Source organism: Shewanella glacialipiscicola (assembly GCF_023283485.1).
In the GTDB taxonomy this organism is placed as follows: domain Bacteria; phylum Pseudomonadota; class Gammaproteobacteria; order Enterobacterales; family Shewanellaceae; genus Shewanella; species Shewanella glacialipiscicola.
This window is the reverse complement of record NZ_JAKILU010000002.1, coordinates 235921-262892: the sequence shown is the minus strand read 5'-3', so window position 1 is coordinate 262892 and position 26972 is coordinate 235921. Positions and strand designations below refer to the sequence as shown.

The following is a 26972-nucleotide window of genomic DNA, read 5'->3' as shown; positions in this document are numbered from 1 at the left end:
ATTAGTCATTGCAGCATAATGAAACAAATTAGAAACTTCTCAATTATTGCCCATATCGACCATGGTAAATCGACGCTATCAGATCGTCTTATTCAGGTTTGTGGCGGGTTAACCGACCGTGAAATGGATACTCAAGTTTTAGATTCTATGGATCTAGAACGTGAGCGTGGTATTACGATTAAGGCACAAAGTGTCACTTTGGATTACAAAGCCAAAGATGGCCTCGTCTATCAACTTAACTTTATTGATACCCCTGGTCACGTTGACTTCTCCTATGAGGTTTCGCGTTCATTAGCGGCCTGTGAAGGCGCTTTACTGGTGGTTGATGCGGGTCAGGGCGTTGAAGCTCAGACACTCGCAAACTGTTATACCGCTCTGGATATGAATCTGGATGTGGTACCCATTTTAAACAAGATTGACTTACCTCAAGCCGATCCTGAACGTGTTGCTGCCGAGATTGAAGATATCGTCGGTATTGATGCGATGGATGCTGTGCGTTGCTCGGCTAAAACGGGTGTCGGTATCGACGAAGTTTTAGAAGTCATTGTGGCTAAAATTCCTCCGCCAGAAGGCGATCCTGACGCACCATTGCAAGCCTTGATTATTGATTCTTGGTTTGATAACTACTTAGGCGTAGTGTCTTTAGTGCGGATTAAACACGGTAGCCTGAAAAAAGGCGACAAGTTTAAGGTGATGTCGACAGGGCAAAACCACACAGCAGATCGTGTAGGTATTTTTACGCCAAAACAAACCGATAAAACCGAGCTTAAAACCGGTGAAGTCGGCTTTGTTATTGCGGGTCTTAAGGAAATTCACGGTGCTCCCGTGGGCGACACTTTGACGTTAGCTAAAAACGGTGCCGAAAAACCGTTACCTGGCTTTAAGAAAGTTAAGCCACAGGTATACGCTGGCGTATTCCCTATTTCTACCGATGAATATGAAAACTTCCGTGATGCGCTGAATAAACTCAGCTTGAACGATGCTTCATTATTCTTTGAACCTGAAAGTTCATCGGCACTGGGTTTTGGTTTCCGGATTGGCTATTTAGGCCTACTGCACATGGAAATCGTGCAAGAGCGTTTAGAGCGTGAATACAACCTAGAGTTGATCACCACAGCGCCAACCGTAGTGTACGAAGTGGTGATGACCAGTGGTGAGACAATTTATGTCGATAATCCGTCTGATTTACCAGCGCTTAATAATATTGAAGAAATGCGTGAGCCGATCGTTGAAGCCAACATTTTAGTGCCAAAAGAATACCTAGGTAACGTGATTACCCTCTGTATTGAAAAACGCGGCACACAGGTCAACATGGTTTATCACGGTAACCAAGTGGCTGTGACATATCATCTGCCGATGGCGGAAGTGGTCATGGACTTCTTTGACCGTTTAAAATCGACTAGCCGTGGTTATGCATCACTCGAATATAACTTTATTCGTTTTGAACCTGCAGACATGGTGCGTTTAGATATTCTGATTAACGGTGACAGAGTCGATGCTTTAGCTATGGTTATCCATAGATCAAACATTCGTCATCGTGGCTTAGCTTTAGTGGATAAGATGAAAGAACTGATCCCACGTCAGATGTTTGATATTGCGATTCAAGCGGCAGTGGGCAGTCAAGTTATTGCTCGTTCAACCGTTAAAGCGCTTCGTAAAGATGTAACGGCTAAATGTTATGGCGGCGACGTTTCTCGTAAGAAAAAACTCTTAAATAAACAAAAAGAGGGTAAGAAACGTATGAAGCAAGTCGGTAACGTTGAGGTGCCGCAAGAGGCATTCTTAGCGGTACTTAAGCTAAACGAGTAATCGTTAGCATAAGAACGTGACAATTTAGTTGACTATTGCGCCGCTGTTTGCGGCGCTTTAGTTAGGTTATCGTGTTGATTTATGGCCTTGGATTTATCAAGGAAAAATGCGGTAAGTTAACTAAAGTTTGATATTCGCTGAGTTAAGACAGATTAATTATTTTTAAAGCAGGAGTTCAATCATCAATGGCAGCGTATTTTTCAATTACTCTAGTAATCATCACCCTGTTTTCAGGGATTATTTGGTTAGTCGATGTACTTTTTTTTGCCCCTAAGCGTCGTGAAAACTTAGTGTTAGCAAAAGCTTCTCAAGCCAACTTGACCGAAGAGGCTGAGTACCAAATCATTCGCGAATCGACCATTGTCGAAACGGCGCATTCTATTTTCCCTGTGATTGCGTTCGTGCTGATCCTGCGTTCATTCATTTATGAACCATTTCAAATTCCATCGGGCTCTATGATGCCAACCCTGCTCGTGGGTGACTTTATTCTGGTGGAAAAATTTAGTTATGGTCTTAAAGATCCTGTGTGGCGTAATAAACTGATTGAAACGGGCGAGCCTAAACGAGGCGATGTGATCGTGTTTAAATACCCCGAAAACCCTGCCATAGATTACATTAAACGTGTCGTTGGTTTACCGGGCGATAAAATTATTTATCGTAATAAACAGTTGATGATTCAAAGTGCTTGCGGTGTTGAGCAAATCGATTGCCCCGAACCACAGGTTATCGCCCGCACTGAAGTTAGCCGTGGTGAGTACAACCAAGATGGTGTGCCATTACTGCGTTATACCGAACAGTTAGGCGAGGTGGCTCATGATATTTTGATCAACCCGAGTCGCCCCGACATGCTGGCTTATTTTAAGCGTGAAGGTAATTTACCCGCGGGTGAGTTTTTAGTGCCAGAAGGCCAGTATTTTGCCATGGGTGATAACCGCGATAACAGTACCGACAGTCGTTTCTGGGGCTTTGTGCCAGAAGCAAATCTTGTTGGTAAAGCGGTAGCGATTTGGATTAGTTTTGAATTTGATCGTTCAAAAGCCGACTTCATCCCAACTTGGGTACCAAGCGGTGTACGTTTTGAGCGTGTAGGTGGAATTAAATAGCATGGAACCGATTAAAAATTTGCCACGTTTGTGTCGTACTTTAGGTTATGAGTTCAAAAATATTGAGCTGTTGACGCAAGCGCTGACCCACAGAAGTGCGGCAAATAAACACAATGAGCGCTTAGAGTTTTTAGGTGATTCAATTTTATCTATCGTGATTTCTGATGCGTTATATCATCAGTTTCCGAAGGCGACCGAAGGCGATTTAAGCCGGATGCGCGCCACCTTAGTGCGCGGTGATATGTTAACGGTTATCGCCCAAGAATTTAAGCTCGGTGACTATTTATATTTGGGTCCTGGTGAACTAAAAAGTGGCGGTTTTAGACGCGAGTCGATTCTTGCCGATGCGGTCGAAGCCATAATTGGCGCGGTTTACCTCGATTCAAATCTCGAAATTTGCCGAGCATTATTATTGAAATGGTATGCTGAACGTTTGGCCGAAATCCAGCCGGGTATCAGCCAGAAAGATGCTAAAACGATACTGCAAGAGCATTTACAAGGGTTTAAAAAGCCATTACCTGACTATCAAGTCATCAACATCGAAGGCGATGCCCACGATCAGACATTTACCGTTGAATGTCGTATTGAAGATTTGAGCCAAAGCGTGATTGGTGTTGCCAGCTCACGCCGTAAAGCCGAGCAAATCGCGGCGGCTCAAGTATTGGAGTTACTAAAGAAATGATCAAAAAAACAGACTTGTCAGGTAAGGATGCTGCCAATATGGCCACTGAGCCGAGTTTAGATGAATTACTGGCAAGGATGAATGCGGCTGCGCCAACGCCGTCAGCCCAATACGATGTCACTTATTGCGGCATGGTGGCAATCATTGGTCGCCCTAACGTTGGTAAATCGACGTTGATTAACCGTTTGCTTGGACAGAAGGTGAGTATTACTTCTAAAAAGCCGCAAACGACGCGTCACCGTATCATGGGTATTCATACCGATGGCCCTAAGCAAATCGTGTTTATCGATACTCCAGGTTTGCACATTGAAGAGCAACGGGCGATTAACCGCCTGATGAACCGCGCCGCAGCCAGTTCGCTTGCCGATGTAGCAATGGTGATTTTTGTGGTCGACGGCATGACGTGGACCGCCGATGACGAGATGGTGCTGAGTAAATTACGCCGTGGCGGCGAAGAGCGTCAGACGATTCTGGCAATCAACAAAGTCGACAATATCAAAGATAAAGAATCACTATTCCCATATTTGGAAGAAGTGGCCAAAAAATATCCGTTCGACGAAATATTACCCATTTCTGCCAGTAAAGGCACCAACGTCCAGCGAATTTTAGAGCTGGCGGCGGCATCAATTCCTGAAGGACCATTCTTCTTCCCTGAGGATTATGTTACCGATCGCTCGCAACGTTTTATGGCATCGGAAATTGTGCGTGAAAAACTGATGCGTTTCCTCGGTGATGAATTGCCCTATGATGCCACGGTTGAAATCGAACAGTTTAAGATGATGGAGAACGGTGTTTATCAAATTAATGCCCTAATCCTTGTCGAGCGCGAAGGCCAAAAGCGGATGGTAATTGGTAGCAAGGGTGAGCGTATTCGTACTATCGCGACTCAAGCTCGCTTAGACATGGAAACCATGTTTGATAATAAAGTTTTCCTTGAAGTGTGGGTGAAAGTCAAATCAGGTTGGGCTGATGATGAACGCGCCCTACGTAGCTTAGGTTACGGCGACGACTAGTATTAATTCTATTGAGTGTGCTTACCGATGAAACGTGGTTATGTTCTGCATCATCGACCATATCGAGAGTCCAGTGTGTTAGTTAACCTTTTAGTTGACGGCATTGGACGGGTTGATGTGGTTGCCCGAACGGGCAGCGGTAAGCGCTCAATTAAGAGTATTCTCCAGCCCTTCCAACCACTGATTTTTGAATTTAGCGGCAGATCTGAATTAAAAACCTTAACCCAAGTTGAAGCCGCGGCACCCGCGGTGCCGCTTACCGGCCATAGTTTATTTGCTGGCATGTATATCAATGAGTTACTGGTCCGTACTTTGTCTGTGCAGCATAATGCCGAAGCATTATTCCTCATTTATCATCAAGCTTTAGTCGGTCTTGCCGCAAAATTTTGTCAATCCCAATTGCGTTATATTGAACTCGCCTTACTGCAAGAGTTGGGTGCTATGCCTTCGCTTGGCCGTGATACCCAAGCTGAGCCGCTGAACCCTGAAGATTACTATCAATTAGTGCCTGAGTTAGGCTTTCAATTTGTGCTTAACTCCCGTGCCCGCAATGCCTATCAGGGCGCCATGCTCTTGGCTTTAAATGATAATCAGCTCAATGTTGATCAGTTTTTGAGTGCGAAGTTATTGATGCGGTCGTTGTTAAAGCCCTTACTGGGAGCAAAACCCTTACTCAGTCGAGAATTGTTTATCAGCTCTGTCACACCGACTAAAATTGATGCGAATAATTCGCCTTAACGCCTGTTTTTTAGCGCAAGCCTAAGTACAATAGGCCGCAATATCATCGTTAATAATTAAGGAGTTCCCGATGAGCCGTATCCTATTGGGCGTGAATATCGACCATATTGCGACCCTGCGCCAAGCCCGTGGTACTAGCTATCCTGATCCAGTGCATGCCGCAGCGGTGGCTGAACACGCTGGCGCCGATGGTATTACTATCCATTTACGTGAAGACAGGCGCCACATCATCGATCGTGATGTGTATCTACTCGCAAAAACATTAAAAACCCGCATGAATTTTGAATGTGCGGTAACCGAAGAAATGCTCAATATCGCCTGTGAAATTAAGCCGACTTATGTTTGTTTAGTGCCCGAAAAACGCCAAGAAGTGACCACTGAAGGCGGTTTAGATGTGGCAGGACAACTGGATAAAATCACTGCCGCTGTGACGCGTTTAGCCGCTGAGGGCATTCAGGTCTCCTTATTTATCGATGCCGATAAAAGCCAAATTGATGCCGCGGTTGCATCAGGTGCTCCGCTTATCGAAATCCACACGGGTTGCTATGCTGATGCTAAAACAGAAGCGGAAGAAGCCATTGAGTTAGCGCGTATTAGCGAGATGGCAAAATACGCCCATGGCAAAGGCTTGGTGGTGAACGCCGGCCATGGTTTGCATTACCACAACGTTAAACCTATTGCGGCAATTCCTGAATTATATGAACTTAATATCGGTCATGCGATTATTGCACGTGCTGCTATTGATGGTTTAGCGACAGCAGTAAAAGACATGAAAGTGCTAATGCTTGAAGGGCGTCGAGGCGAGTAATGGCGATTGTTGGCCTAGGTACCGATATCGTTGAAATTGCGCGGATAGAAGCGCATGTGGTGCGTGCAGGCGATAAGCTGGCTAAACGTGTGCTGACTGAGGCCGAATTGGCGATTTATACTGTTCACAAGCAGCCGAGTCGTTATCTTGCCAAGCGTTTTGCCGCAAAAGAAGCCGCAGCTAAGGCGCTCGGCACCGGTATTGGCCGCGGCGTGTCGTTTCAGCATATCCACATTGGCAACAATGACGATGGCGCGCCGACAGTGTATTTTACTGATGGTGCTTTAGCACGCTTGCAACAGCTTAACGCTGTGGTAGGGCATATCTCCATTGCCGACGAACAGTCTTACGCGATAGCTACAGTTATTATCGAATCTCGATAAGTGCCAGAGTGTATTTATTGATATGCAAGGGAACCTTAGGGTTCCTTTTTTATTGGCCCGAGAATTTACCCACAATAATGCACAACAATTTATTTACTTTTACTGTTCAGCCTAGTTGTTTTACGTTAGCTTGGTGCTTCAGCATATCCTTATTGGATGCTGGTAATAGCAGCTGTAAATTTAAAGGAACCCAAAATGAAATCCGCCGTAGAGCAGTTATCAACCTATAAAAGTGTGCATTTAAACCAACGTAATATTCAAACCCATTTTATTGGAATTCCATTGATTATCTGGTCAGCTTTTTTGTTACTGGCCACCGTGCGTATTCCGCTGGGGAGTATTGGTGAAACCAGCTTAGCGGTGATCGTGGGTGTGGGCGTGTTGGCTTATTATGTCCGTTTGCACATAAGGCTTTCACTAGGACTCATACTATTTATGATACCAGTACTCGTGACGACACAATGGGTTGCACATATTAACGGTGCGACCTGGCTTGCTTTAGGCGTCTTTGTGGTGGGCTGGGTGTTACAGTTAATTGGTCATCAATATGAAAAAGCCAAGCCTGCCTTTGTAGATGATTTGAATCAGTTGTTAATTGGGCCATTTTTTTTGATGGCGGAAGTGTACTTTATGCTGGGATTAGAAAAAACACTTCATGCGCAGATAACGCCGATGGCCATTGAAAAGCGTCGGTCGCTTGAGGCGAAAAAGCACTAAACGTTTAAATAGCGCTTAAAACAGTATTGCGCGGATAACTGTCGGCTGAACCACGTATTAGCATGCGGTTCAGCCATTTTTTATTTATTAAATCATAAGCTAAGTTCTGGGTGGGTGATAATACAGTGGGATAACACGCACAGTTTTAATCATGTTTTCTGCCACATCGACTATCTCTAAGGGATAACCCGCCAAACGCAAACTAGTATTGGCTGAAGGGATTTCTTCTAGATATTCCAGAATAAGACCATTGAGTGTTTTAGGGCCATCGGTTGGGAAATTCCACTTCATTTCTTTATTCAAGTCGCGGATGGTAATACTCGCATCGACAAGATAGCTACCATCTTGCTGCACTTTAATGTCTTCACTCGGGGCAGTTACCATCGAAGTGGTAAAGTCACCGACAATTTCTTCAAGAATATCTTCAAGTGTCACTAAACCTTGAATATCACCATATTCATCGACCACTAAACCGATACGTTCTTTATTTTGTTGGAAGTTAGTCAGTTGTACATTAAGTGGCGTGCCTTCGGGGATAAAATACAGTTCTTTCACCGCCCGTAGTAAAGATGATTTGCTAAATTGCTTTTTAGATTGCAGGCGCAGGGCATCGCGTAAATGAATAAAACCCACTGCATCGTCTATGGTGTCGCGGTAAATGAGCACGCGGGTGTGCGGACTTTGAATGACCTGGCGGTTGATATATTTAAATTCATCATTCATGTTAATGGCGTAAATATCAGAGCGCGGCACCATAATATCTTCAACGGTGACTTTTTCTAAATCTAGGATAGATAACAGCATTTCTTGATGGCGTTGGGGAATGAGCGCGCCAGCTTCATGTACGACAGTGCGTAATTCTTCTTGGCTTAATGCATCGCTACTATTGACCGTTTTTATCCCTAACAACCGTAAAATAGCCGTAGTTATCAAGTTAACGCTTGAGACAACATAGGCGAAAACCGTTGAAAGTATGAGTAACAGTATGCTGGAAGGGAAAGCAATACGCTCAGGATTGAGGGCTGCAATAGTCTTTGGCGTGACCTCTGCAAACACGAGCACAACCAATGTCAGCACACCAGTGGCAATAGCCACACCTAAGTCACCCCAAAGACGCATACCAATGATGGTAGCAATCGCAGAGGCTGAAATATTGACTAAATTATTGCCGATTAAAATCAAGCCAATCAAGCGGTCAGGACGCTCAAGTAATTTTAAGGCTCTAATCGCCCCCTTATGGCCATTACTGGCTAAGTGGCGTAAACGGTAACGATTGAGTGTCATCATGGCGGTTTCTGAGCCTGAAAAATAGGCTGAGAATAGAATAAGCACTAGTAAAATGATCAGGAGTGCGCTTGTCGATATAGCGTCCAAAAAAGGCTCCAATATAGCCAGTAAACTTAATTAAATACCGACATTAAAAAAAAGTGTCAAGTCGGCAGCAGCATTAATTGCCTTTACCGACTTAAATGTTTAGTTGAGGATTAACTCTTTGACAATGCGCGCGCCAAAATAAGCGAGCGAAAGTAAACCTGCGCCAGTGAGCGTGTAAATGACGGCGGTACGAATTTTACAGCCGACCCAGTATTGCTGCCACAACATAGTTATATAAACAAACCATGCCATTATAGATAAAATTGCCTTGTGACCTTTGCCATCAGCAAACATGTCGTCGAGGAAAATAAACCCGGTAGCAAGTGACAAACTGAGCAGAATAACGCCGATAATCACCAAGTGATAAAGTTGTTTTTCAACTGTCATCAGTGGTGGAATGCCTGGGCTCAACATAAACTGTTTTTTCTTCAGTTTATTTTGAATCATTGCCAATTGTATCGCATATAAAGCCGCAATCATTAAGGCACTGTAAGCCATGAGTGATAGCACTACATGAGCTAACACTTCAGGGTAAAGTTCAAAATGAATAATAAATTTAGGCGGTAACAGCCAAAGTAGGGCAACGGATAGCACAGAACAGGCATAAACGACGGGCACGACCACAATCACTTTTAACCTAAACATCAATATGGTAAAGGTAAAAGCGATAATCCAGTTTACTAAGGAAATCACATTCGTCAGGCTAAAGTTTTGGCCATCTGTGGTGAAAATTACCTGAGATAATGCTGCAGCATGCAATATAACTGCAATAGCCGCAAAGCCTGCTACAGCACGGCGGTTTGGTCCTTCGGGATGGAACAGTCGACTCGTCACTAGTACCAATGCAATGCAATAAAAAAACATGGCTGAGGCAGAAAAAATGACCATGGGAAATTAACCTATTTGTGTAGTTAAAGGTGCCTTAAAAACGGGGCATACAGATCAATATTTTCCCTAGAATAACATGAGCAGTTGGTAAATGGGCAGTGACATGAGCAGCAAAATTTAGCAGATTCTTATTGTTATGCATAAATAATGTGTCATCGGCAATAAAACATGACTCAACGCAAGTAAAACACTTAAGCACAATCAAGTAAGCACCATCAAGATGAGTGCAGCAGTAGCATAATGCGCATGCATCGTTATAATACCACTCATCAATAGAGATTCTTAAAGGTATAGAACAGGACGATGTTTGAGAACCTAACCGACAGACTGTCACGCACACTGAAAAACATCAGTGGCCGTGGTCGCTTAACTGAAGAAAACGTTAAGGAAACCCTACGCGAAGTGCGTATGGCACTGCTGGAGGCCGATGTTGCCCTGCCTGTGGTGCGCGAATTCGTTAATAACGTAAAAGAACGTGCCGTTGGCCAAGAAGTCTCTAAAAGCTTAAGCCCTGGTCAAGCCTTTATTAAGATCGTTCAAAACGAGCTTGAAAAGTCTATGGGCGAGGCGAATGAAGCTTTAGATTTAGCGACTCAGCCGCCAGCCGTGATCATGATGGCGGGCCTGCAAGGCGCCGGTAAAACCACCAGTGTTGCCAAACTCGGTAAGTTTTTACGTGAGCGTCATAAAAAATCAGTATTAGTTGTCAGCGCCGACGTTTATCGCCCTGCGGCGATTAAACAGCTTGAAACCCTAGCACAAGAAGTTGAAGTTAACTTTTTCCCATCAGATGTCAGCCAAAAGCCTATCGATATCGCTAAGGCCGCGATTGCTCATGCTAAATTGAAGTTCATCGATGTGGTGATCGTCGATACAGCAGGTCGTCTGCATGTTGACGAAGCTATGATGGACGAAATCAAAGCGTTACATGCTGCGGTTAAGCCTATTGAAACCTTATTCGTTGTTGATGCGATGACAGGTCAAGATGCGGCGAATACGGCCAAAGCATTTAACGAAGCATTACCATTGACCGGGGTTATCTTAACCAAAGTCGACGGTGATGCGCGTGGTGGTGCAGCGTTATCGATTCGCCACATCACGGGCAAGCCGATTAAATTCCTCGGTGTGGGCGAAAAAACTGATGCCTTAGAGCCATTTCACCCTGATCGCATTGCTTCACGTATTTTGGGCATGGGCGATGTGCTATCGCTTATTGAAGAAGTGGAGCGTGGCGTAGATAAAGAAAAGGCCATGAAGCTTGCTTCGAAAGTGAAGCAAGGTGGCAGTTTCGATTTAGAAGATTTCCGTGAGCAGTTACAACAAATGAAAAACATGGGCGGCATGATGAATATGCTGGAAAAACTGCCCGGCGTAGGTCAATTACCCCCAGAAGCTTTAGCACAAATCCAAGATGGTAAAATGACCGGCCAAATGGAAGCAATGATCAATTCGATGACGTCTAAGGAACGTAAGAACCCTGACTTAATCAAAGGCTCACGTAAACGTCGTATTGCTGCAGGTTCAGGCACGCAAATCCAAGATGTAAACCGTTTACTCAAACAGTTTACCCAAATGCAAAAAATGATGAAAAAAATGTCGGCTAAGGGTGGCATGCAAAAAATGATGCGCGGAATGCGCGGAATGATGCCACCAGGAATGAAATTTCCTGGACGTTAATCATATATTTCTGGTTGAATTAAATACGTTATCAGTCGGTAGATTCTGATTGTGACAATGAGTGTACTAAGGTGGTAGGTTTAATAATCGCCATCTTGGGTTGCATTCGTTGGAAACTCAGGTAAAATCTTTCGGCTTTCTATCTGGAACTCTTCGCGAACACGGGGTTCCAGTTTTTATTTTTGCTTCAAGCAAATCATTAGAGGATTGAAAACGCATGGTTACCATTCGTTTAGCTCGTGGCGGCGCAAAAAAGCGTCCATTTTACAATATCGTTGTTGCTGATAGCCGTAACGCTCGTGACGGTCGTTTCATTGAGCGTGTAGGCTTCTTCAACCCATTGGCCCGTGGCCAAGAAGAAACTTTACGTTTAGACCTAGCACGCGTTGAGCACTGGGTTTCTAACGGTGCAGCTGCTACAGAACGTGTAGCAAAATTGATTAAAGACGCTCGTAAAGCAACAGCTTAATAGCGTTAAGGTATAGATTGATGAGCAGTAACCAACAGCCAGTCGTACTGGGGAAATTAGGCTCCTGTCATGGCATTAAAGGTTGGCTGAAAATCACCGCCTATACCGATTCTGTTGAAGGTATCTTTGACTATTCGCCTTGGCTTATTAAAGAAAATGGTGAATGGCGCGAAATTAAGGTCACCCAGTGGCGTCATCAAGGAAAGGCTGTTGTGGCTTTACTTGACGGCATAGAAACACGGGAGCAAGCGCAAATACTCACCAATTGTGAGATTGCGATTTTGCCGGAACAGATGAATGACTTGCCAGTAGATGAATTTTACTGGCGCGATCTCATCGGTTGCGAAGTGGTCAATACAACAGGTTATAACATGGGTGTCGTCGATCAGATCGTGGAAACAGGATCAAACGATGTACTACTCGTTAAAGCCAACGCTAAAGATAGTTTCGGCAAAGTGGAACGTATGATCCCCTTTGTCCCTGAGCAATTCATCAAAACGGTGGATCTGCAAGGTAAACAGATTTTAGTGGATTGGGATCCTGACTTCTAAGTCGAGGTACAACAGATGTGGTTAGGGGTAATAACCCTGTTCCCAGAGATGTTCCGTGCCGTGACAGACTTTGGAGTTACGGGTCGAGCCGTGAAAAACGGCCTGCTAGAGTTGCACACGTGGAATCCCCGTGATTTCACCCACGATAGACATAATACGGTAGATGACCGACCTTACGGCGGTGGTCCCGGAATGTTAATGATGGTGCAGCCCTTGCGTGATGCCATCCATGCGGCGAAAGCTGCAGCGGGTGACGGTGCGAAGGTGATTTACTTGTCACCTCAAGGACGTAAGCTGGATCAGCAAGGCGTCAGTGAGTTGGCTCAATCATCACGTTTGATTCTGGTGTGTGGTCGATACGAAGGTATTGATGAGCGCATTATTCAAACGGAAGTGGATGAAGAGTGGTCGATTGGGGATTACGTGCTTTCGGGCGGTGAATTACCGGCGATGACTCTGATAGATTCAGTATCGCGATTGGTTCCTGGCGTGCTAGGAAAACAAGCTTCGGCGGAGCAAGATTCTTTCTCCGACGGTCTACTGGATTGCCCACATTACACTCGCCCTGAAAGCCTTGATGGTCTTGACGTACCTGCAGTGCTGCTAAGTGGCAACCACGAACAAATTAGACTCTGGCGTTTACAGCAAAGCCTTGGTAGGACTTTACTGAGACGGCCAGAATTATTGCAAAATCTAGCTCTGACTGACGAACAAACGACTCAATTAGCGCAGTTCGTTGAAGCAATGGACAAGCATGCTTAGTCGTAGCTCAGTTAATTCTAGAACGGAGTAAGTTATGAACAATATCATTAAAATGCTCAACGATGAGCAAATGAAACAAGACGTACCTGCGTTTGGTGCTGGTGATACAGTAGTAGTTCAGGTTCGTGTTAAAGAAGGTGAAAAAGAGCGTTTACAGGCTTTCGAAGGCGTGGTAATTGCTAAGCGTAACCGTGGTCTGCACTCTGCATTCACAGTACGTAAAATCTCTAATGGCGAAGGTGTTGAGCGTGCTTTCCAAACGCACAGCCCACTGATCGCTAGCATTGAAGTTAAGCGTCGTGGCCGCGTTCGTCGTGCCAAACTGTACTATCTACGTGAGCGTTCAGGTAAATCTGCACGTATCCGTGAGAAGCTGGGAACTAAGTAATAGTTACCGCTACAGAAAAAAAGACGTAGTGTTCGCACAGAAAACCGCCCTAGTGGCGGTTTTTTGTTGCTATTTTTTGAGTATTTTTGCTTGCTCTCAATGGAATGTGTAGGCATAGTGTTAATTCGGTTGTAATGCTGTATCATTACGCCATTCCGCTGCAGATGGCTGATGCTATTTGTTATATGAAATGAAGTCCATTATTTGAGTTTCCGTTAACAATGGATTAAACACTAAGTCCTAGGTGGTAAGCATGCAACAAGATACGATTAACAACGTACATATTAGTTCAGAGAAAGTATTAATTACCCCGCAAGAGCTTAAGAATGCCTTGCCACTCTCTGAGCATGCTTATCGCTATATCCTCAATGCCCGTAAAACCGTTGCCGATATTGTTCATAAACGTGATAACCGCGTATTAATCGTCACAGGCCCTTGTTCTATCCACGATATCGCCGCCGCCAAAGAATATGCCTTAAAGCTTAAAACGCTACACGATGAGCTCAGTGATGAGTTTTACATTTTGATGCGAGTCTATTTTGAAAAACCGCGCACTACCGTCGGTTGGAAGGGCATGATTAACGATCCTGATATGGATGAATCCTTTGATGTAGAAAAGGGCTTAAAAATGGCGCGAGAGTTGATGATTTGGCTTGCGGAGTTGGGGCTACCTGTCGCAACCGAAGCGCTTGACCCTATCAGCCCGCAGTATATATCTGAATTAGTGACTTGGTCGGCAATTGGTGCACGCACCACAGAATCGCAAACTCACAGAGAGATGGCGTCTGGTTTGTCTATGCCTGTTGGTTTTAAAAATGGTACTGATGGTAAGCTCGAGGTCGCGATTAACGCGCTAAAATCTGCCGCCAGCAGCCACAGGTTTATGGGTATTAATCAGCAGGGCCAAGTGGCCTTATTACAAACGGCGGGCAATCCTGATGGTCACGTTATTTTGCGGGGCGGCATAACGCCTAACTATGATGCCGCCAGCGTAGCAGAATGCGAGCTTCAATTACATAAAGCTAAGCTCAATGCACGCTTGATTATTGACTGTAGCCACGGTAATTCATCCAAAGACTACAGCCGACAAAAGAGCGTATGCGAAGATGTGTTTGCACAAATTTACAACGGCAATAAATCGATTATCGGCGTAATGCTTGAAAGCCATTTAAATGAAGGCAATCAAAGTTGTGATAAACCACTACATGAGCTAGCGTATGGTGTTTCTGTGACAGACTCCTGTATTAACTGGCAAAAAACAGAAACTATTTTACGTAACGGGGCATCAAAGTTATCTTCAGTACTCCCTACACGCTTTGTGGTACTTAACGCCGCCGTAGCTTAAATTAGCCACAGCCTAATGGACTTAATCGATGAACGAAAAAACCACCGCCGACTTAGAACACTTACGCGGTTTGATTGATGGTACCGACCAACAGTTATTGCATTTACTGCGCAAACGTTTGGATTTAGTGGCGCAGGTTGGCACCGTAAAACACGCCGCTGGACTACCTATTTATGCGCCTCAGCGTGAAGCCGCTATGCTGGCTAAACGCCGTGATGAAGCGAAAAAAATGGGCATAGCCCCGCAATTAATTGAAGATATTTTACGCCGCCTGATGCGTGAATCTTATCTCAATGAGAAAGATGTTGGCTTTAAGCAAATCAAAACTGATTTAGGCTCTGTCGTCATAGTGGGTGGTAAAGGTCAATTGGGCGGCTTGTTTCAACAGATGCTTAAGTTGTCGGGTTATCAGGTTAACATTCTTGATAAAGACGATTGGCAACAGGCTGATAGCTTATTTTCCGATGCGGGTATGGTGCTGGTGACTGTGCCGATTGCCATCACTTGCGAGCTTATCCGTGAAAAGTTAACTAAGTTACCTAAAGACTGTATTTTAGCGGATTTGACTTCGATTAAAACTGAGCCGGTAAAAGCCATGCTCGAGGCACATTCTGGCCCTGTTGTTGGCTTTCACCCAATGTTTGGCCCTGATGTTGGTAGCCTCGCAAAACAAGTTATAGTTGTTTGCCACGGCCGCTCACCGGAAAAGTACCAATGGCTGCTGGAGCAGATTGCTATTTGGGGCGCGCGCATTGTAGAAGCAGAACCTGAGCGTCACGATAATGCGATGCAATTAGTGCAGGCGATGCGCCATTTTTCGACTTTTGTTTATGGCTTGAACTTATGTAAAGAAGAGGCTGATATTGAAACCTTGTTGCAATTTAGCTCACCTATTTACCGATTAGAGTTAGCGATGGTAGGGCGTTTATTTGCTCAAAGCCCCGAACTTTATGCTGATATTATTTTTGCACAGCAAGACAGCCAACATGCAATCAGTGACTATTTAGATAACTACCGTGAAGCATTAGCCCTGCTTAAGCGTGGCGATAGAAATGAGTTTATTAAACAATTTGAAACCGTTGCTAAATGGTTTGGAGATTTTGCCCCTCAGTTTCAGCGCGAAAGTCGTCTCATGCTGCAATCAGTTAATGATATGAAAATAAACTAGTTTATTAATATTCCCTCCCATAAAACGCTCATTATTAATGGGCGTTTTTTATACCTATCAGATAAATATCTTTGTTTTTAATTAGCAATTACTTAAGGTGATCGCTCTCTAATATTTAACATTCCGTCTTAAAAATGGCTGTCGCTTATGCTGTGTTTAGGTAGACTAGTTTTAAACATGCAAAAATAAAGCATGAATTTAAATTAGGAGTCTATCCATGTTCTGTATTCAGTGTGAGCAAACCATTCGTACACCCGCTGGCAATGGTTGTAGTTATTCCCAAGGTATGTGTGGCAAGTTGGCGGCAACGTCCGATCTGCAAGACTTGCTGATTTATATGCTGCAAGGTGTTTCTGTATATGCGGTTAAAGCCCGCGAAATGGGCATTATTGATGCCGAAATTGATAGTTTTGTGCCTAAAGCTTTTTTCTCTACTCTAACGAACGTTAATTTTGATGACGAGCGCATCATGGCCTATGCCCAGCAAGCGGCCAAATATCGCGCTCAGCTGAAGGCATCTTACGAGGCCGCATGTGCACAAGCTGGTATTACTGCTGAACAGGTACCAGAAGTGGCTCAGTTAGTGCTAGGAACCAATAAAATTGAAATGCTGGCACAGGCACCGATTGCACTGCTGAATAAAGATAAGCATGAAGTGCATGAAGATATTATGGGGCTTAGATTATTATGTTTATATGGTCTTAAAGGGGCGGCAGCCTATATGGAACATGCCCACGTGCTCGGTCAGACCGATGCAGAAGTGGCGGGGCGTTTTCATGAAATCATGTCTTTCTTGGGTGAGCCGAGTGTCGATGCTGACAAGCTATTTACCACCGCGATGGACATAGGTCAGCTGAACTATCGCATTATGGCGATGCTTGATGCCGGCGAGACTCAAGCTTTTGGTCACCCAGAGCCAACAGTAGTCAATACTAAAGCGGTTAAGGGAAAAGCGATTCTTGTTTCTGGCCATGATATGAAGGATCTAGAGCTGATCCTCGAGCAGACGGTCGGTAAGGGTATTAATGTGTTTACCCATGGCGAAATGCTGCCTGCGTTAGCGTATCCCGCCTTTAAAAAGTATGCACATTTAGTTGGTAACTACGGCAGTGCTTGGCAGAACCAACAGAAAGAGTTTGCCAATTTCCCCGGTGCAGTAGTGATGACATCTAACTGTATTATCGATCCTAATGTGGGCAGTTATAGCGACCGTATCTTTACTCGTAGCATTGTTGGCTGGCCTGGTGTTATTCATATTGAAGGCGATGATTTTTCAGCTGTAATTGATAAGGCGCTCGCTTTAGACGGATTTAGCTATGATGAAATCCCACATCAAATCACCATAGGTTTTGCCCGCAATGCTTTGATGGCAGCAGCGCCCGCCGTAGTTGAAAACGTTAAGAGCGGTGCAATTAAGCATTTCTTCCTCGTGGGTGGTTGTGATGGTGATAAAGCAGACAGGAGCTACTTTACAGATCTTGCTAAATCGACACCTAAAGATTCACTCATTCTCACTTTAGGTTGCGGTAAGTATAAATTTAACAAGCTTGAGTTTGGTGAGATTAACGGTATTCCACGTTTACTCGATGTGGGCCAATGCAACGATGCTTATTCGGCTATTCAGTTAGCGATTGCGTTATCGGAAGTGTTTGAATGTGATATCAATGAGTTGCCACTGAGCTTAGTGCTTTCTTGGTTCGAACAAAAAGCCATTGTAGTTCTACTGACGTTATTGTCATTGGGTGTTAAAAATATCCGTACAGGCCCAACCCCCCCTGCATTTTTAACAGCGAATTTAGCTAAAATTTTGGAAGATAAATTTGGCTTACGTAATACTACGACTGTCGAGGCCGATTTAAAAACCATGTTAAACGTGGCTTAAATCAACTGAGAAATCTTGTTTAACTGCGGTTTTAGGTTGTTTAATAAAACCGCAGTGTTGTATGGATAAGAATGCTATGAATATGAACGTGATGGCGGGGACTGGGGCATTATCAGTTGCGCCTCAAAGATCAGAAAGTGTCAATCAACTGGTGTGCGTTGAGCGCTGGAATGAAACCGCGGATGTGGTCAGTTTTCGTTTTCAAGCGGGTGAACCGATGAAGTTCGATTACAAACCCGGTCAGTTTATGACTTTTGTACTCGAGATCAACGGCGAGCAAGTATGCCGTAGCTATACTTTATCTTCATCGCCTTCACGGCCCTATTCTTTGATGGTGACGATAAAACGTGTCGAGGGTGGGCTGGTATCTAACTATCTGATCGATAATCTTATTCCTGGGCAGAGCGTAAGAGTGCTACCGCCAACGGGACAATTTAACTTAATTGATATTCCTGCACAGAAATATCTTTTTTTGAGTGCAGGCTGTGGCATTACCCCCATGTATTCTATGTCTCGTTATTTGACAGACACTCAAATCAATGCCGATATAGCCTTTGTGCATAGTGCGAGATCAGAGGCCGATATTATTTTTAAATCGTCACTAGATACTATGGCGAATCGCTTTAATACTTTCAAACTTAGTTATGCATTAGAGACTGTCACTGAAACCGTTACCAGCCATTCGCCCATGATAAGCTTTGATTTTGGGCGGTTAACGGCGCAGATGCTACAAACTGCAGTACCTGACTTTGCGGATAGGACCATCTATTTATGCGGGCCAGAGCCCTATATGAAGGCAGTAAAAGCATTATTGGATGAACTCAGTTTCAATATGCGTCAGTTACACCATGAAAGCTTTGCTACCGCTTCGATCGCCGCGCGTAGTCAGCTTATGCAAGATAAGTCTTCAGATGAAACCAATGCAAATTCAGAACAAATGGCTTTTACCTTGTCTATTGGCGAACACAGTACAACGCTAAAACAAGGACAAAGTTTACTGGAAGGGATTGAGGCTGAAGGATTACCGATTATTGCTGCTTGTCGTTCGGGAGTTTGCGGTGCATGTAAATGCCAAGTATTAGCGGGCGAAACCGCATCGACGAGTGTGATGACTCTTACCGCTGCTGAAATTGAGGCTGGATTTGTACTGGCTTGTTCTACAACGTTAACCTCCAATGTGACACTTAAACTCTAATTTGCTGGTGAAATTGTGCCAGTAGTACAGTGCTTATTTGTGTCGTTTTTAAATGGATGGAAATATTTCTAATCCTTAGTTGCGCTTATCTCAGTGAGAACGTAAGGTTAATGACAAGGGCGTAGGATGTTTGCGCCCAGTCCATTAGTCTGGCTGGAGTTTCTCAATGACAATGACAACCACTTATGCCACAAAAATTGAAGATCGTACTCTTGGGCATTTGTTGTACGCCTTGATGTCGGGTTTTCCTTTATTATTACTTCCCGTACTGCTAAGTCTGTTTATTAATTTTTCCCAACGCCAATCCCATAGTGATCCATTGTTAACATCACATTTGCGTTGGCAACGGCATTCTAATATCGCCTTTTTAGGGTTATTAGTGCTCGGTTATTGTGTGCCGCAAACTTGGCTCAGTCTTTCGATTTACTTCTTTGGAATTATTTGGTTTTGCCATAGGATCATTAAAGGGTGGCTCAGTCTATTGGATGGTTTAGAAATCTAAACTTATGCTAGAGTCTCTAAATTGATAATATTTAGAGGCTCCTATGTCTAGTTACCAAATTCTGTGTATCCTCTGCGCCCTGGCGTTAGTCACTTCAGTTATCTCTTCGCGCGTCCATAAACTGCAAGAAACCGTTGCCATTACGGCTATCGCCCTCGGAGTGAGTTTGTTGTTACTCCTTGGGGGAAAAGCATTAGGCGGTGACGTTTACCTGTATTTTGTTTCAGGATTAGAGAAGCTTGATTTTCAAGCCTTGTTGCTCAATGGCATGCTAGGTTTTTTACTTTTTGCTGGTGCATTACAGATCCGCTTAAAAATACTGAGGCAACAAAAGTGGGAGATTTTAATCCTCGCTTTTGTAAGCACATTATTATCAACCTTTATTGTCGGCGGGCTGTTATTTTGGTTTGCACCTATGCTGGATTTACCGTTATTACTCAGCCATTGCTTGCTGTTTGGCGCATTAATTTCACCTACCGATCCTATCGCCGTTTTGGCTATTTTAAAGAAAATGGGCGCACCAGAAGATATTGCTATTCAAGTGGAAGGTGAATCTTTATTTAACGATGGCATCGGATTAGTGATTTTTGTGGCGATATCGCAATTAGCCTTCTCCACTGAACCGCTAACGTTTATCCATATCTCGGAGTTATTTATTCAAGAGGCTGTTGGCGGGGTCATTTATGGCGGCATACTGGGTTTTTTACTGCATCATTTTTTCCGCTATTGTGAAGAAGAAACACAATTGATGCTGGTCACGCTGCTGATTCCAACCGCAGGATATGTAATGGCAGAGGTGTTTGGAGTTTCTGGGCCTTTGGCTATGGTGAGTGCGGGGATCATCATAGGTAATTTTAGTGTGCCTAAGTTTTTTACCCGCCACGAGCGAGTAAAGCTACTGACATTTTGGTCGCTGATTGAATCTTTCTTCAATGCTTTACTCTTCCTGTTACTGGGTTTATTACTCTTGCTCGTCACTTTTAAGGCGCCATTGTGGTGGTTTATGTTTGTGGCTATTCCTCTTGTGTTGCTGGCACGTGCCTTGAGCGTATTATTACCCTATTTGAGCTTTAGATTGTTCAAATCATATAACCCCTATGCAGAGACCATTCTTATTTGGGGTGGGTTAAGGGGAGGGTTAGCCCTTGCAATGGCGATGAGTTTACCTGAGGGGATTGTTATCGATGCTATTGGTGGTGTGGAGCTGAGGGAATTGTTGTTAGTGATGACTTATGCCGTCGTCGTATTTTCGATTCTAGTGCAGGGCTCCACTATGACGGGGCTTATCCGTAAAAGTAATGCAGTTACCGAACCATCGACAGCTGCCGGCTCTTCTAAAAGTGCATAAAGGATGATTAGGCTGCGGTATTAAACGATATTAAGCCTGTTAGTTATCACGCTAACTAGCAGGCTTGTCTTAGCCAATCAGGGATAAAATAAATATTATTTATCCCCTAACAGACTTCGAATTCACTACATTTAACTCAAGATAAAAGTTTTAGTCAACCCGATATAGTTCCCGTACTACAGTGCTAATTAAGTTAAGCGACTCATTTTCATTACCGCTATCGAGTGGGCAATTGAGTATCAATCCATCGACTTTAAGCTGCTTAATACCTTGCGTTTGCACGAGCAATGCATCATCAGCTACGGCATAACTAGGGTTGATCAAAATGGGTAAATGACTGGTAGCTTTAATTTGGATCAGGCTTGCTAAATCGAGTGAGGTGCTATTGGCGTTATTTAAGGTTCTAATACCCGAATCACAGAGGATCAGCTGCTGATTGCCTTGGCTTAAGATCACTTCAGTCGCTGTAAGCCATTCTTCAAAACTTGCCATCTCGTTACGTTCAAGTATTAAAGGTACAGGTAAGGTGCCCGCTTGAGTGAGTAAGGTTTGATTAAACATCTGCTTGCCAGCGAGAAACAGCATATCAGCGTGTTGAATGGCTAACGGCATATCAGCTTCTTGCTCTATAGCGATAATACACACTAAATCATATTGATGAAGGATTTGGCGTAATTTAGCTAGCGTCACTTCTGGCATTGCGATTTGATTAATCGTATTGAGCAAAACAGCTTGGAATCCTGCTTCTTTAAGCTGTTTCACATGCTGTTCAAACGCTGATAATGCTAAATGTGAAATTTCATTATTCAACGTCATTTGGGCAATGGAACCTATGTGGCCTGCTCCGATGGACATAGAGCCGCAGTTAATCTCACTCGCTTGGTCTTTATAGGCTTTGCTATATCTAATAGGGTTAGTGTTTGCCTCATTCTCACTAATTATTTGCCCCTTAGATGTGCTAGGTTCAATCAGTAACTGGCGGTTGCTCAACTGTGTTGGTTTGACTGTTTCGCAAGGATAACAACCTAATACCTTGATAAAGCGCGTGATCTGCTCAAGTTGCTTTAATCCCGCCTGCATTGATTCACTGGAGATATTCGCGTCGATATCCAAATAGAACATCTCTTCCCATGGCGTTCCTGGAATAGGGCGTGACTCTAATTTACTCATGTTTAACTGATGTGCTTTGAGTACCAGCAGGGCTTCAACCAAAGCTCCCGCCTTTTGGCTTGTCGCCATAATCAATGTGGTCTTAGCGGGTAACTGTTCAGGCACGGCAACGGCTTTGCGGGCAACCACGATAAAGCGGCTTTGGTTGATCTTCTGATTTGCTAAGCTGGCTTCTATAGACTCTAGCTGATAAAGTGCACCACCTTCGGCGCTGCCAATCGCTGCAGCACTATTATCTGCGCTTTGGTTTACTCTCTCCATCGCTTCTGCGCTGCTTGAGCAATATTCCAGCCTCAAGTCTTTGTGTTGACTTAAATACCTGCTGCATTGGCTAATAGGTTGCGGGTGAGCGTAGACTGTTTTGATGTCTGCTAATTTACTGCCAGATTTTCCTAATAAGCAGTGACTGACTTCTATTGTCGTTTCACCGACGATAGAAAGGCTTGTATGTTGTAGTACGTCATAGACTTCGTTGATCGAACCTGAAGATGTATTCTCAATCGGGAGAAAGCCATAATCGGCATGCCCAGACTCAACAGCTTGCACTATTTCATCAAAGCTTTGGCATCCTAAATCCAGCATTTCAACTTGGCGACGTTGGCAGTAGCGGCTCGCGGCGAGATATGAGTAAGAGCCTCTAGCACCGAGGTAGGCAATACAATACTGTTGTTTCTGTATTTCAGGGTTGGCACGACCGTGAAGGTAAGCTTGCTGATTCAATACTGAATCCTCGATAATGCTCTGGTAAAGGGAGATGACATAGTGGGCATCTAATCCCTTTTCTCGTCCTTCTTTTACGAGTCGAGCGAGCAGTTCTTTTTCCCTTTGAGTATCTCTGATTGGCCTGATATCGACCTCTTTACTACGAGCGACTTCTAAACTTAAACGACGACGCTCTGCGAGTAATGCCAGCAGTTCATTATCCAGATTGGTGATCTGCTCTCGGGTTTGATTTAAAGGCTGTGGTGTATGCATTCTGACCTCAATTGCCGCCATGTGTTTTATTAATCGTTAAATACAAAAAAGCCCCCCAGTTGGGAGGCTTTGGATTTTTACTTTCGTTTTTACACAGTAAATCCGCCTCCTAAAGTGAGGGTATAAAAAAGAAAGTAAAAAAAATTGTAGTTATTATTTTCATGGTCTTAAAGCTAAAGGGCTGGGGCTTAGCTGTCAATCAAAACTTTCTTAAATACGTCCAAAAAGAAAGCGCACCCGAGGGTGCGCTGGTTTGATTATTATATATGGTCAAGCGAGTTTATCCTCCTTATGGTCAATATGGGACAAGGTAAAACACTCGTTTATCTTACATTTACGTGTAACAGTAAAACGTTAACAACTAACTAGATAACGATTTGCATTTACAATGAACATTAATAAGTACTTTAAGCTGCATAGTGTATAACCTTTAAACTATGCTGTTTGCAGTACCAGCGAACTTACGTTGACATACTTACATTTATATTTTTACACTTACATATTTCTATAACATCAATATTAAAAACTAACACTTACACAAATATTAAAAAATAACACTTACAAAAGGAATATTTTAAAATAAACGATTTACGGCTCATTGATTGTACTCAGTACATTTTGCTGTAAAAGACAGCGTAGCCTTGTCATGCGTTTAATGTGTTGTTACTTACGTTATAAAATTATTGCTCTTTACATTTAAATCTAACGTATTAAAACATAGAACATGTAAATCTATTTCATTTGTAGCTATTGCATTTTTTATCAAGTCTAGATGTCCTCCTCTTTTTGTGTTGGTTAACTATTATATAGATGCTTACATTTGAAATATCAAGTAAAAAATTAAAATTAAAATTAAAAATTGAATGATGTGTGTTTATTTCATTGAAATTTATAGTAAATTATACTCTGTTGTTGTGTGATAAATAATTTGGCTAGATTACCTCTCATTAAGATCGTCACTATGTTAGTTTAGCTTCGATACCCAATTAAAATATTACTAATGCAGCCTCAGTTTTCAAGTGCTTAAACTGCAAGTGTTTAAAACTAAAGCTTAGACCTAAATTCCAATTAACCTTACGTAACAATGATAATTTGTAATAAAGACTTTTATGTTGTGAAAACCTCCTGCATCTACATTTATATTGATAGAGCATTTTTACATATACCAAAGTGGCGCTTAACTCCTTGTTCTTATTCGAGAGTGAACGTAATTAGCTTGTATTAGCGTTAAGTTATGTCAGCCTCCATTTTTTAGTTAACCTTCTTAAGTAGTGTGTATTAAACTTTAAATTATATATTTTTTACTGTAAAAGTTGAACGTTGATGATAAATTGTCACTGCTCCTTAGTTATATCTAAAAGTGGCTATATAAAATTACGTTATAAGCCTGAATTAGATTGTTGAGGTTTAACGTATTTAAAATGATTTTATTTTTTATCGTTTTAATACTTCACCACTTCCCCCTTAGTGTGGTGGCCATTTAGTTAATGTGCATTTTGTTACTAAATATAATTTCACTATGTACTTGTAAAAACTGTGATCTAATTAAAATTTCTACTTTATTTTTCCAAGATGACACATTTATTGTATTAAGTGGACTTAAACTATATTACATCTTCCTCCTCATATTCATTTTGTTCGTCGTCAACTTCAATAATATTATTAGTTGGTGCTAGTGATGTGAAGCGCAGAGCTTCAGGTTTGTGTGTTATGCGATTGAGTTGTTTCTCTAATTTTTGACCCATAGCATTAATCGCAGTATATAAATTTTCATGTTTTGCTTGAGCGAAGAGTTCACCATTTGGGATGCCAACCGATGCTTCTATTTTGAAACCTGGTTTCTCCTCTGTAATGGTCACATGGGGATTTATCATTTGCACATCATGTCTTGAAAGTTTTTCGAAACGACTTTCAATACGTTCACGAATAGGAGTTGTAACTTCAAGTTGTTTGCTAGTGATCTTTAGCATATTTCGAACCCTCTGCTGTTTCCTTGGATTTCAGGTTACCAAGGTTCACGCTATAAAACGAGACCTTGGTCACATTTTTGTGCTGATTAGATATCGTTCGCTGGATATTTGATCGCTTAGGCAAATATCAATAATTCTTAGCCCAAAAGCCTTGTATTGCCTGCTAAATAGAGTCATATTCGATGGGATAACTCCGCAGTCTTTGCCCTTATTTACTTATATTTACTTTAAGTTCCCCCCTTAACTCCGATAAAATACTTGAACTTATTTCACTCGTTTATGTTGAGCTTGCCCATTTTATGAATACTGAACACGTTAAAATTAAAGTTTGGGATTTACCCACGCGAATTTTCCATTGGGGCATGGTGTGTCTATTAGCACTTTTATGGTGGAGTGCTGACGCTGGCGAAATGCAGTGGCACCAGATTTTTGCTTATAGTTTATTGATCCTTATTGGATTTAGGATCCTCTGGGGGATAATTGGTAGTGATACCGCAAGGTTTAACCATTTTGTGCATCATCCAAGAGTCGTGTTGGACTATTTAAAAGCGGTTAAGACGAAAGGTATGTCTGTTGTACTTGGGCACAATCCTATTGGTGGCTACATGGTTATCGCGTTGATTGGGATTATTAGCCTTCAGTTAGTCACAGGCTTGTTTGCGACTGATGATATTTTTACCGAAGGTCCGCTCTATAGTTATGTGAGTTCTGATACCAGTGGATTATTGACCTGGCTACACAAAATGAACTTTAACCTTATCCTCTTGTTAAGTGCCATTCATATACTGGCAGTGGTTATTCATGCCATAAAAGGAGATAAGTTAGTTAGTGCTATGTTCAGTGGTTATAAAAAGGTATCTAAGATGGCATTGTCATCAAGCTCGAAAAGCGATCTTACGTTTAAATCAGAGTGGCTCGCTTTAGCACTATTGACTGTATTAGCGGCCGTGGTCTTTGTGTATTTAATCTGGCCCATAGTGCAAGTGTTGTAAATTTACACTTAATCTAAAGCAACAAAAAGCCTGCTAATAGAAGGCTTTTTGTTAGACAAAAACAGAATTAAATTAGTCTTTCTTATATACGTCGTGACAGCCTTTACAGCTTTTTCCTGTATCCGCAAAGGCTTGCTTGATTTCGGCTTGGTCACCTTTTTGGGCTACAGTAGCAAGAATGGCTGCATTTTCTTGGAAGGTTTTCATTTTCGCATCGAAATCTGCTCTGTCTTGCCAAATTTTGGCTAAGGCTTCTGTGTTGCCTTTGTCTGAGCCATCAATAAAACCTTCAAATGGAATTTTTGATAGGGCAGCAACGTTGGTTGCACGCATTGCGAAAGTTTCTGCTTCAAAAGGTTTTTTACCTTTCATCATGGCTGCCATATCACCGAAGTTATAGGCAATAAGACCAAATGCTGATTGGCGGTATTCAATCGCATCTTTTGGTTCTTCGAAATTGTGTGCCTGCGCAGCTGAAGCGAATAGAGCACTGGCAACGAGAGTAAGTAGTAGTTTTTTCATTGTATTCTCACAAATTAGCGTTGAAGTGTGACATTGTCTTGCTATTGTACACAAATTAACTTGATGTACTAGAAGCATTCTTGTCAGTTTTTGTCTAGTTAAGTATCTAAACGTAACAAGTTATTTGTATAGAGGCTAAATCTGTTAAACTACCCAACGTAATGCTTGGGCAGTACTTAGGAGGGTTATTATGCGAGCAAATTGGGATCAAGTATTAGAAAAGATTTTGAGTCACAGCAATTATGAAGATCTTTCTGTGTTGTTTCATTTATTGTTAACCGAAGAAGAACGTAGTGCCGTTGCCGGACGTTTAAAGGTATTTCAGTTGTTACTTAGTGGTGACATGAGCCAAAGACATATAGCGGCTGAATATAAGGTGAGTATCGCAACCATTACACGTTGTTCTAATTATCTAAAAAATATGTCACCAGAATATAGATCAAGAATTAAAAAGTTGATTAGCTAATGTCCGAGTGAAAGTTTCCAGTCAAAACTCACTATATCCGTTAGTCATTTTCCATTACCACACAGTTTTTTGTAT

Annotated in this window: 26 protein-coding genes and 1 other annotated feature; of the genes, 21 read left to right on the top strand and 5 right to left on the bottom strand. The window is 42.8% G+C overall.

Translation table 11 applies throughout. The annotated features are described in order from the left end of the window. The first annotated feature begins 18 nt into the window (after positions 1–18). The 8 genes from lepA to L2717_RS02585 all read left to right on the top strand — a co-directional run bounded on the left by lepA (position 19) and on the right by L2717_RS02585 (position 7253). Positions 19–1809, top strand: coding sequence for a translation elongation factor 4 (gene lepA / locus L2717_RS02620; RefSeq protein WP_220773372.1), 1791 nt, complete (start codon positions 19–21; stop codon positions 1807–1809). A 185-nt stretch (positions 1810–1994) separates the two neighbouring features. Further along, complete coding sequence (lepB, locus tag L2717_RS02615) at positions 1995–2912, top strand: signal peptidase I (RefSeq protein ID WP_220773371.1); 918 nt, start codon at positions 1995–1997, stop codon at positions 2910–2912. Position 2913: 1 nt separating this feature from the next. Further along, on the top strand, positions 2914–3594 hold the full coding sequence (rnc, locus tag L2717_RS02610; RefSeq protein WP_220773370.1) for a ribonuclease III: 681 nt from the start codon (positions 2914–2916) through the stop codon (positions 3592–3594). Beyond that, positions 3591–4607 carry a GTPase Era gene (gene era / locus L2717_RS02605; RefSeq protein WP_220773369.1) on the top strand — a complete coding sequence of 339 codons (1017 nt, stop codon included), beginning with the start codon at positions 3591–3593 and terminating at the stop codon, positions 4605–4607. The genes rnc and era overlap by 4 nt, the downstream gene beginning before the upstream one ends. Before the next feature lie 27 nt (positions 4608–4634). After that, entirely contained in the window at positions 4635–5345 is a 711-nt protein-coding gene (recO, locus tag L2717_RS02600) for a DNA repair protein RecO (protein WP_220773368.1), read from the top strand. A 70-nt stretch (positions 5346–5415) separates the two neighbouring features. Then, on the top strand, positions 5416–6153 hold the full coding sequence (gene pdxJ, locus L2717_RS02595) for a pyridoxine 5'-phosphate synthase (protein WP_220773367.1): 738 nt from the start codon (positions 5416–5418) through the stop codon (positions 6151–6153). Further along, positions 6153–6536 (top strand): holo-ACP synthase, encoded by a 384-nt coding sequence (gene acpS / locus L2717_RS02590; protein WP_220773366.1) that lies wholly within the window; start codon positions 6153–6155, stop codon positions 6534–6536. The genes pdxJ and acpS overlap by 1 nt, the downstream gene beginning before the upstream one ends. Positions 6537–6731: 195 nt before the next feature. After that, a complete protein-coding gene (locus tag L2717_RS02585; protein ID WP_220773365.1) occupies positions 6732–7253 on the top strand; it encodes an Mpo1 family 2-hydroxy fatty acid dioxygenase in 522 nt (173 codons plus the stop codon). Positions 7254–7352: 99 nt separating this feature from the next. On the opposite strand, the gene L2717_RS02580 is transcribed toward L2717_RS02585, so the two are convergent. Both L2717_RS02580 and L2717_RS02575 read right to left on the bottom strand, forming a co-directional pair. After that, positions 7353–8627: an HlyC/CorC family transporter gene (locus L2717_RS02580; protein WP_220773364.1), complete on the bottom strand. Its 1275-nt coding sequence runs from the start codon at positions 8625–8627 to the stop codon at positions 7353–7355. A 99-nt stretch (positions 8628–8726) separates the two neighbouring features. Next, positions 8727–9515 (bottom strand): cytochrome C assembly family protein, encoded by a 789-nt coding sequence (locus L2717_RS02575; protein ID WP_220773363.1) that lies wholly within the window; start codon positions 9513–9515, stop codon positions 8727–8729. Between the two features lie 303 nt (positions 9516–9818). Between L2717_RS02575 and ffh the strand changes: the two genes are divergently transcribed. The 11 genes from ffh (at position 9819) to L2717_RS02520 (ending at position 20802) form a co-directional block, all read left to right on the top strand. Next, positions 9819–11192, top strand: a complete 1374-nt coding sequence (gene ffh / locus L2717_RS02570) for a signal recognition particle protein (protein ID WP_220773362.1) — start codon at positions 9819–9821, stop codon at positions 11190–11192. Positions 11193–11409: 217 nt separating this feature from the next. Next, positions 11410–11661 carry a 30S ribosomal protein S16 gene (rpsP, locus tag L2717_RS02565; RefSeq protein ID WP_006080788.1) on the top strand — a complete coding sequence of 84 codons (252 nt, stop codon included), beginning with the start codon at positions 11410–11412 and terminating at the stop codon, positions 11659–11661. A gap of 20 nt (positions 11662–11681) precedes the next feature. Beyond that, the gene (rimM, locus tag L2717_RS02560) at positions 11682–12212 is read left to right on the top strand and encodes a ribosome maturation factor RimM (RefSeq protein ID WP_220773361.1); all 531 of its coding nucleotides are present in this window, start codon (positions 11682–11684) and stop codon (positions 12210–12212) included. A gap of 15 nt (positions 12213–12227) precedes the next feature. Further along, positions 12228–12974, top strand: coding sequence for a tRNA (guanosine(37)-N1)-methyltransferase TrmD (gene trmD / locus L2717_RS02555; RefSeq protein ID WP_220773360.1), 747 nt, complete (start codon positions 12228–12230; stop codon positions 12972–12974). Positions 12975–13008: 34 nt separating this feature from the next. Beyond that, positions 13009–13362 carry a 50S ribosomal protein L19 gene (rplS, locus tag L2717_RS02550; RefSeq protein ID WP_076496925.1) on the top strand — a complete coding sequence of 118 codons (354 nt, stop codon included), beginning with the start codon at positions 13009–13011 and terminating at the stop codon, positions 13360–13362. Between the two features lie 253 nt (positions 13363–13615). Then, entirely contained in the window at positions 13616–14707 is a 1092-nt protein-coding gene (locus tag L2717_RS02545; RefSeq protein ID WP_220773359.1) for a 3-deoxy-7-phosphoheptulonate synthase, read from the top strand. 28 nt (positions 14708–14735) lie between these two features. Then, the gene (gene tyrA, locus L2717_RS02540) at positions 14736–15875 is read left to right on the top strand and encodes a bifunctional chorismate mutase/prephenate dehydrogenase (RefSeq protein WP_220773358.1); all 1140 of its coding nucleotides are present in this window, start codon (positions 14736–14738) and stop codon (positions 15873–15875) included. Between the two features lie 217 nt (positions 15876–16092). Further along, positions 16093–17757 carry a hydroxylamine reductase gene (gene hcp / locus L2717_RS02535; RefSeq protein ID WP_220773357.1) on the top strand — a complete coding sequence of 555 codons (1665 nt, stop codon included), beginning with the start codon at positions 16093–16095 and terminating at the stop codon, positions 17755–17757. 61 nt (positions 17758–17818) lie between these two features. Next, complete coding sequence (locus tag L2717_RS02530) at positions 17819–18952, top strand: FAD-binding oxidoreductase (RefSeq protein ID WP_246611750.1); 1134 nt, start codon at positions 17819–17821, stop codon at positions 18950–18952. 166 nt (positions 18953–19118) lie between these two features. Beyond that, the gene (locus L2717_RS02525; RefSeq protein WP_220773356.1) at positions 19119–19454 is read left to right on the top strand and encodes a hypothetical protein; all 336 of its coding nucleotides are present in this window, start codon (positions 19119–19121) and stop codon (positions 19452–19454) included. A gap of 43 nt (positions 19455–19497) precedes the next feature. Beyond that, the gene (locus tag L2717_RS02520; protein ID WP_220773355.1) at positions 19498–20802 is read left to right on the top strand and encodes a cation:proton antiporter; all 1305 of its coding nucleotides are present in this window, start codon (positions 19498–19500) and stop codon (positions 20800–20802) included. 150 nt (positions 20803–20952) lie between these two features. Here L2717_RS02520 and L2717_RS02515 read toward each other — a convergent pair whose 3' ends face one another. Together L2717_RS02515 and hpf are read right to left on the bottom strand one after the other, a co-directional pair. Beyond that, the gene (locus L2717_RS02515) at positions 20953–22947 is read right to left on the bottom strand and encodes a chorismate mutase (RefSeq protein ID WP_220773354.1); all 1995 of its coding nucleotides are present in this window, start codon (positions 22945–22947) and stop codon (positions 20953–20955) included. Between the two features lie 41 nt (positions 22948–22988). Continuing rightward, positions 22989–23105 (bottom strand) — a sequence feature (Phe leader region). A 1446-nt stretch (positions 23106–24551) separates the two neighbouring features. Beyond that, positions 24552–24917 carry a ribosome hibernation-promoting factor, HPF/YfiA family gene (hpf, locus tag L2717_RS02510; RefSeq protein ID WP_220775121.1) on the bottom strand — a complete coding sequence of 122 codons (366 nt, stop codon included), beginning with the start codon at positions 24915–24917 and terminating at the stop codon, positions 24552–24554. A gap of 299 nt (positions 24918–25216) precedes the next feature. Between hpf and L2717_RS02505 the strand changes: the two genes are divergently transcribed. Then, positions 25217–25909: a cytochrome b/b6 domain-containing protein gene (locus tag L2717_RS02505; protein WP_220775122.1), complete on the top strand. Its 693-nt coding sequence runs from the start codon at positions 25217–25219 to the stop codon at positions 25907–25909. A gap of 72 nt (positions 25910–25981) precedes the next feature. Here the strand turns inward: L2717_RS02505 and L2717_RS02500 are convergent, their stop codons facing one another. After that, on the bottom strand, positions 25982–26431 hold the full coding sequence (locus L2717_RS02500; protein WP_220775123.1) for a c-type cytochrome: 450 nt from the start codon (positions 26429–26431) through the stop codon (positions 25982–25984). A gap of 190 nt (positions 26432–26621) precedes the next feature. Here L2717_RS02500 and trpR point away from each other — a divergent pair, with 190 nt between their 5' ends. Next, positions 26622–26897 (top strand): trp operon repressor, encoded by a 276-nt coding sequence (gene trpR, locus L2717_RS02495; protein ID WP_220775151.1) that lies wholly within the window; start codon positions 26622–26624, stop codon positions 26895–26897. The last annotated feature ends 75 nt before the right edge of the window (positions 26898–26972 follow it).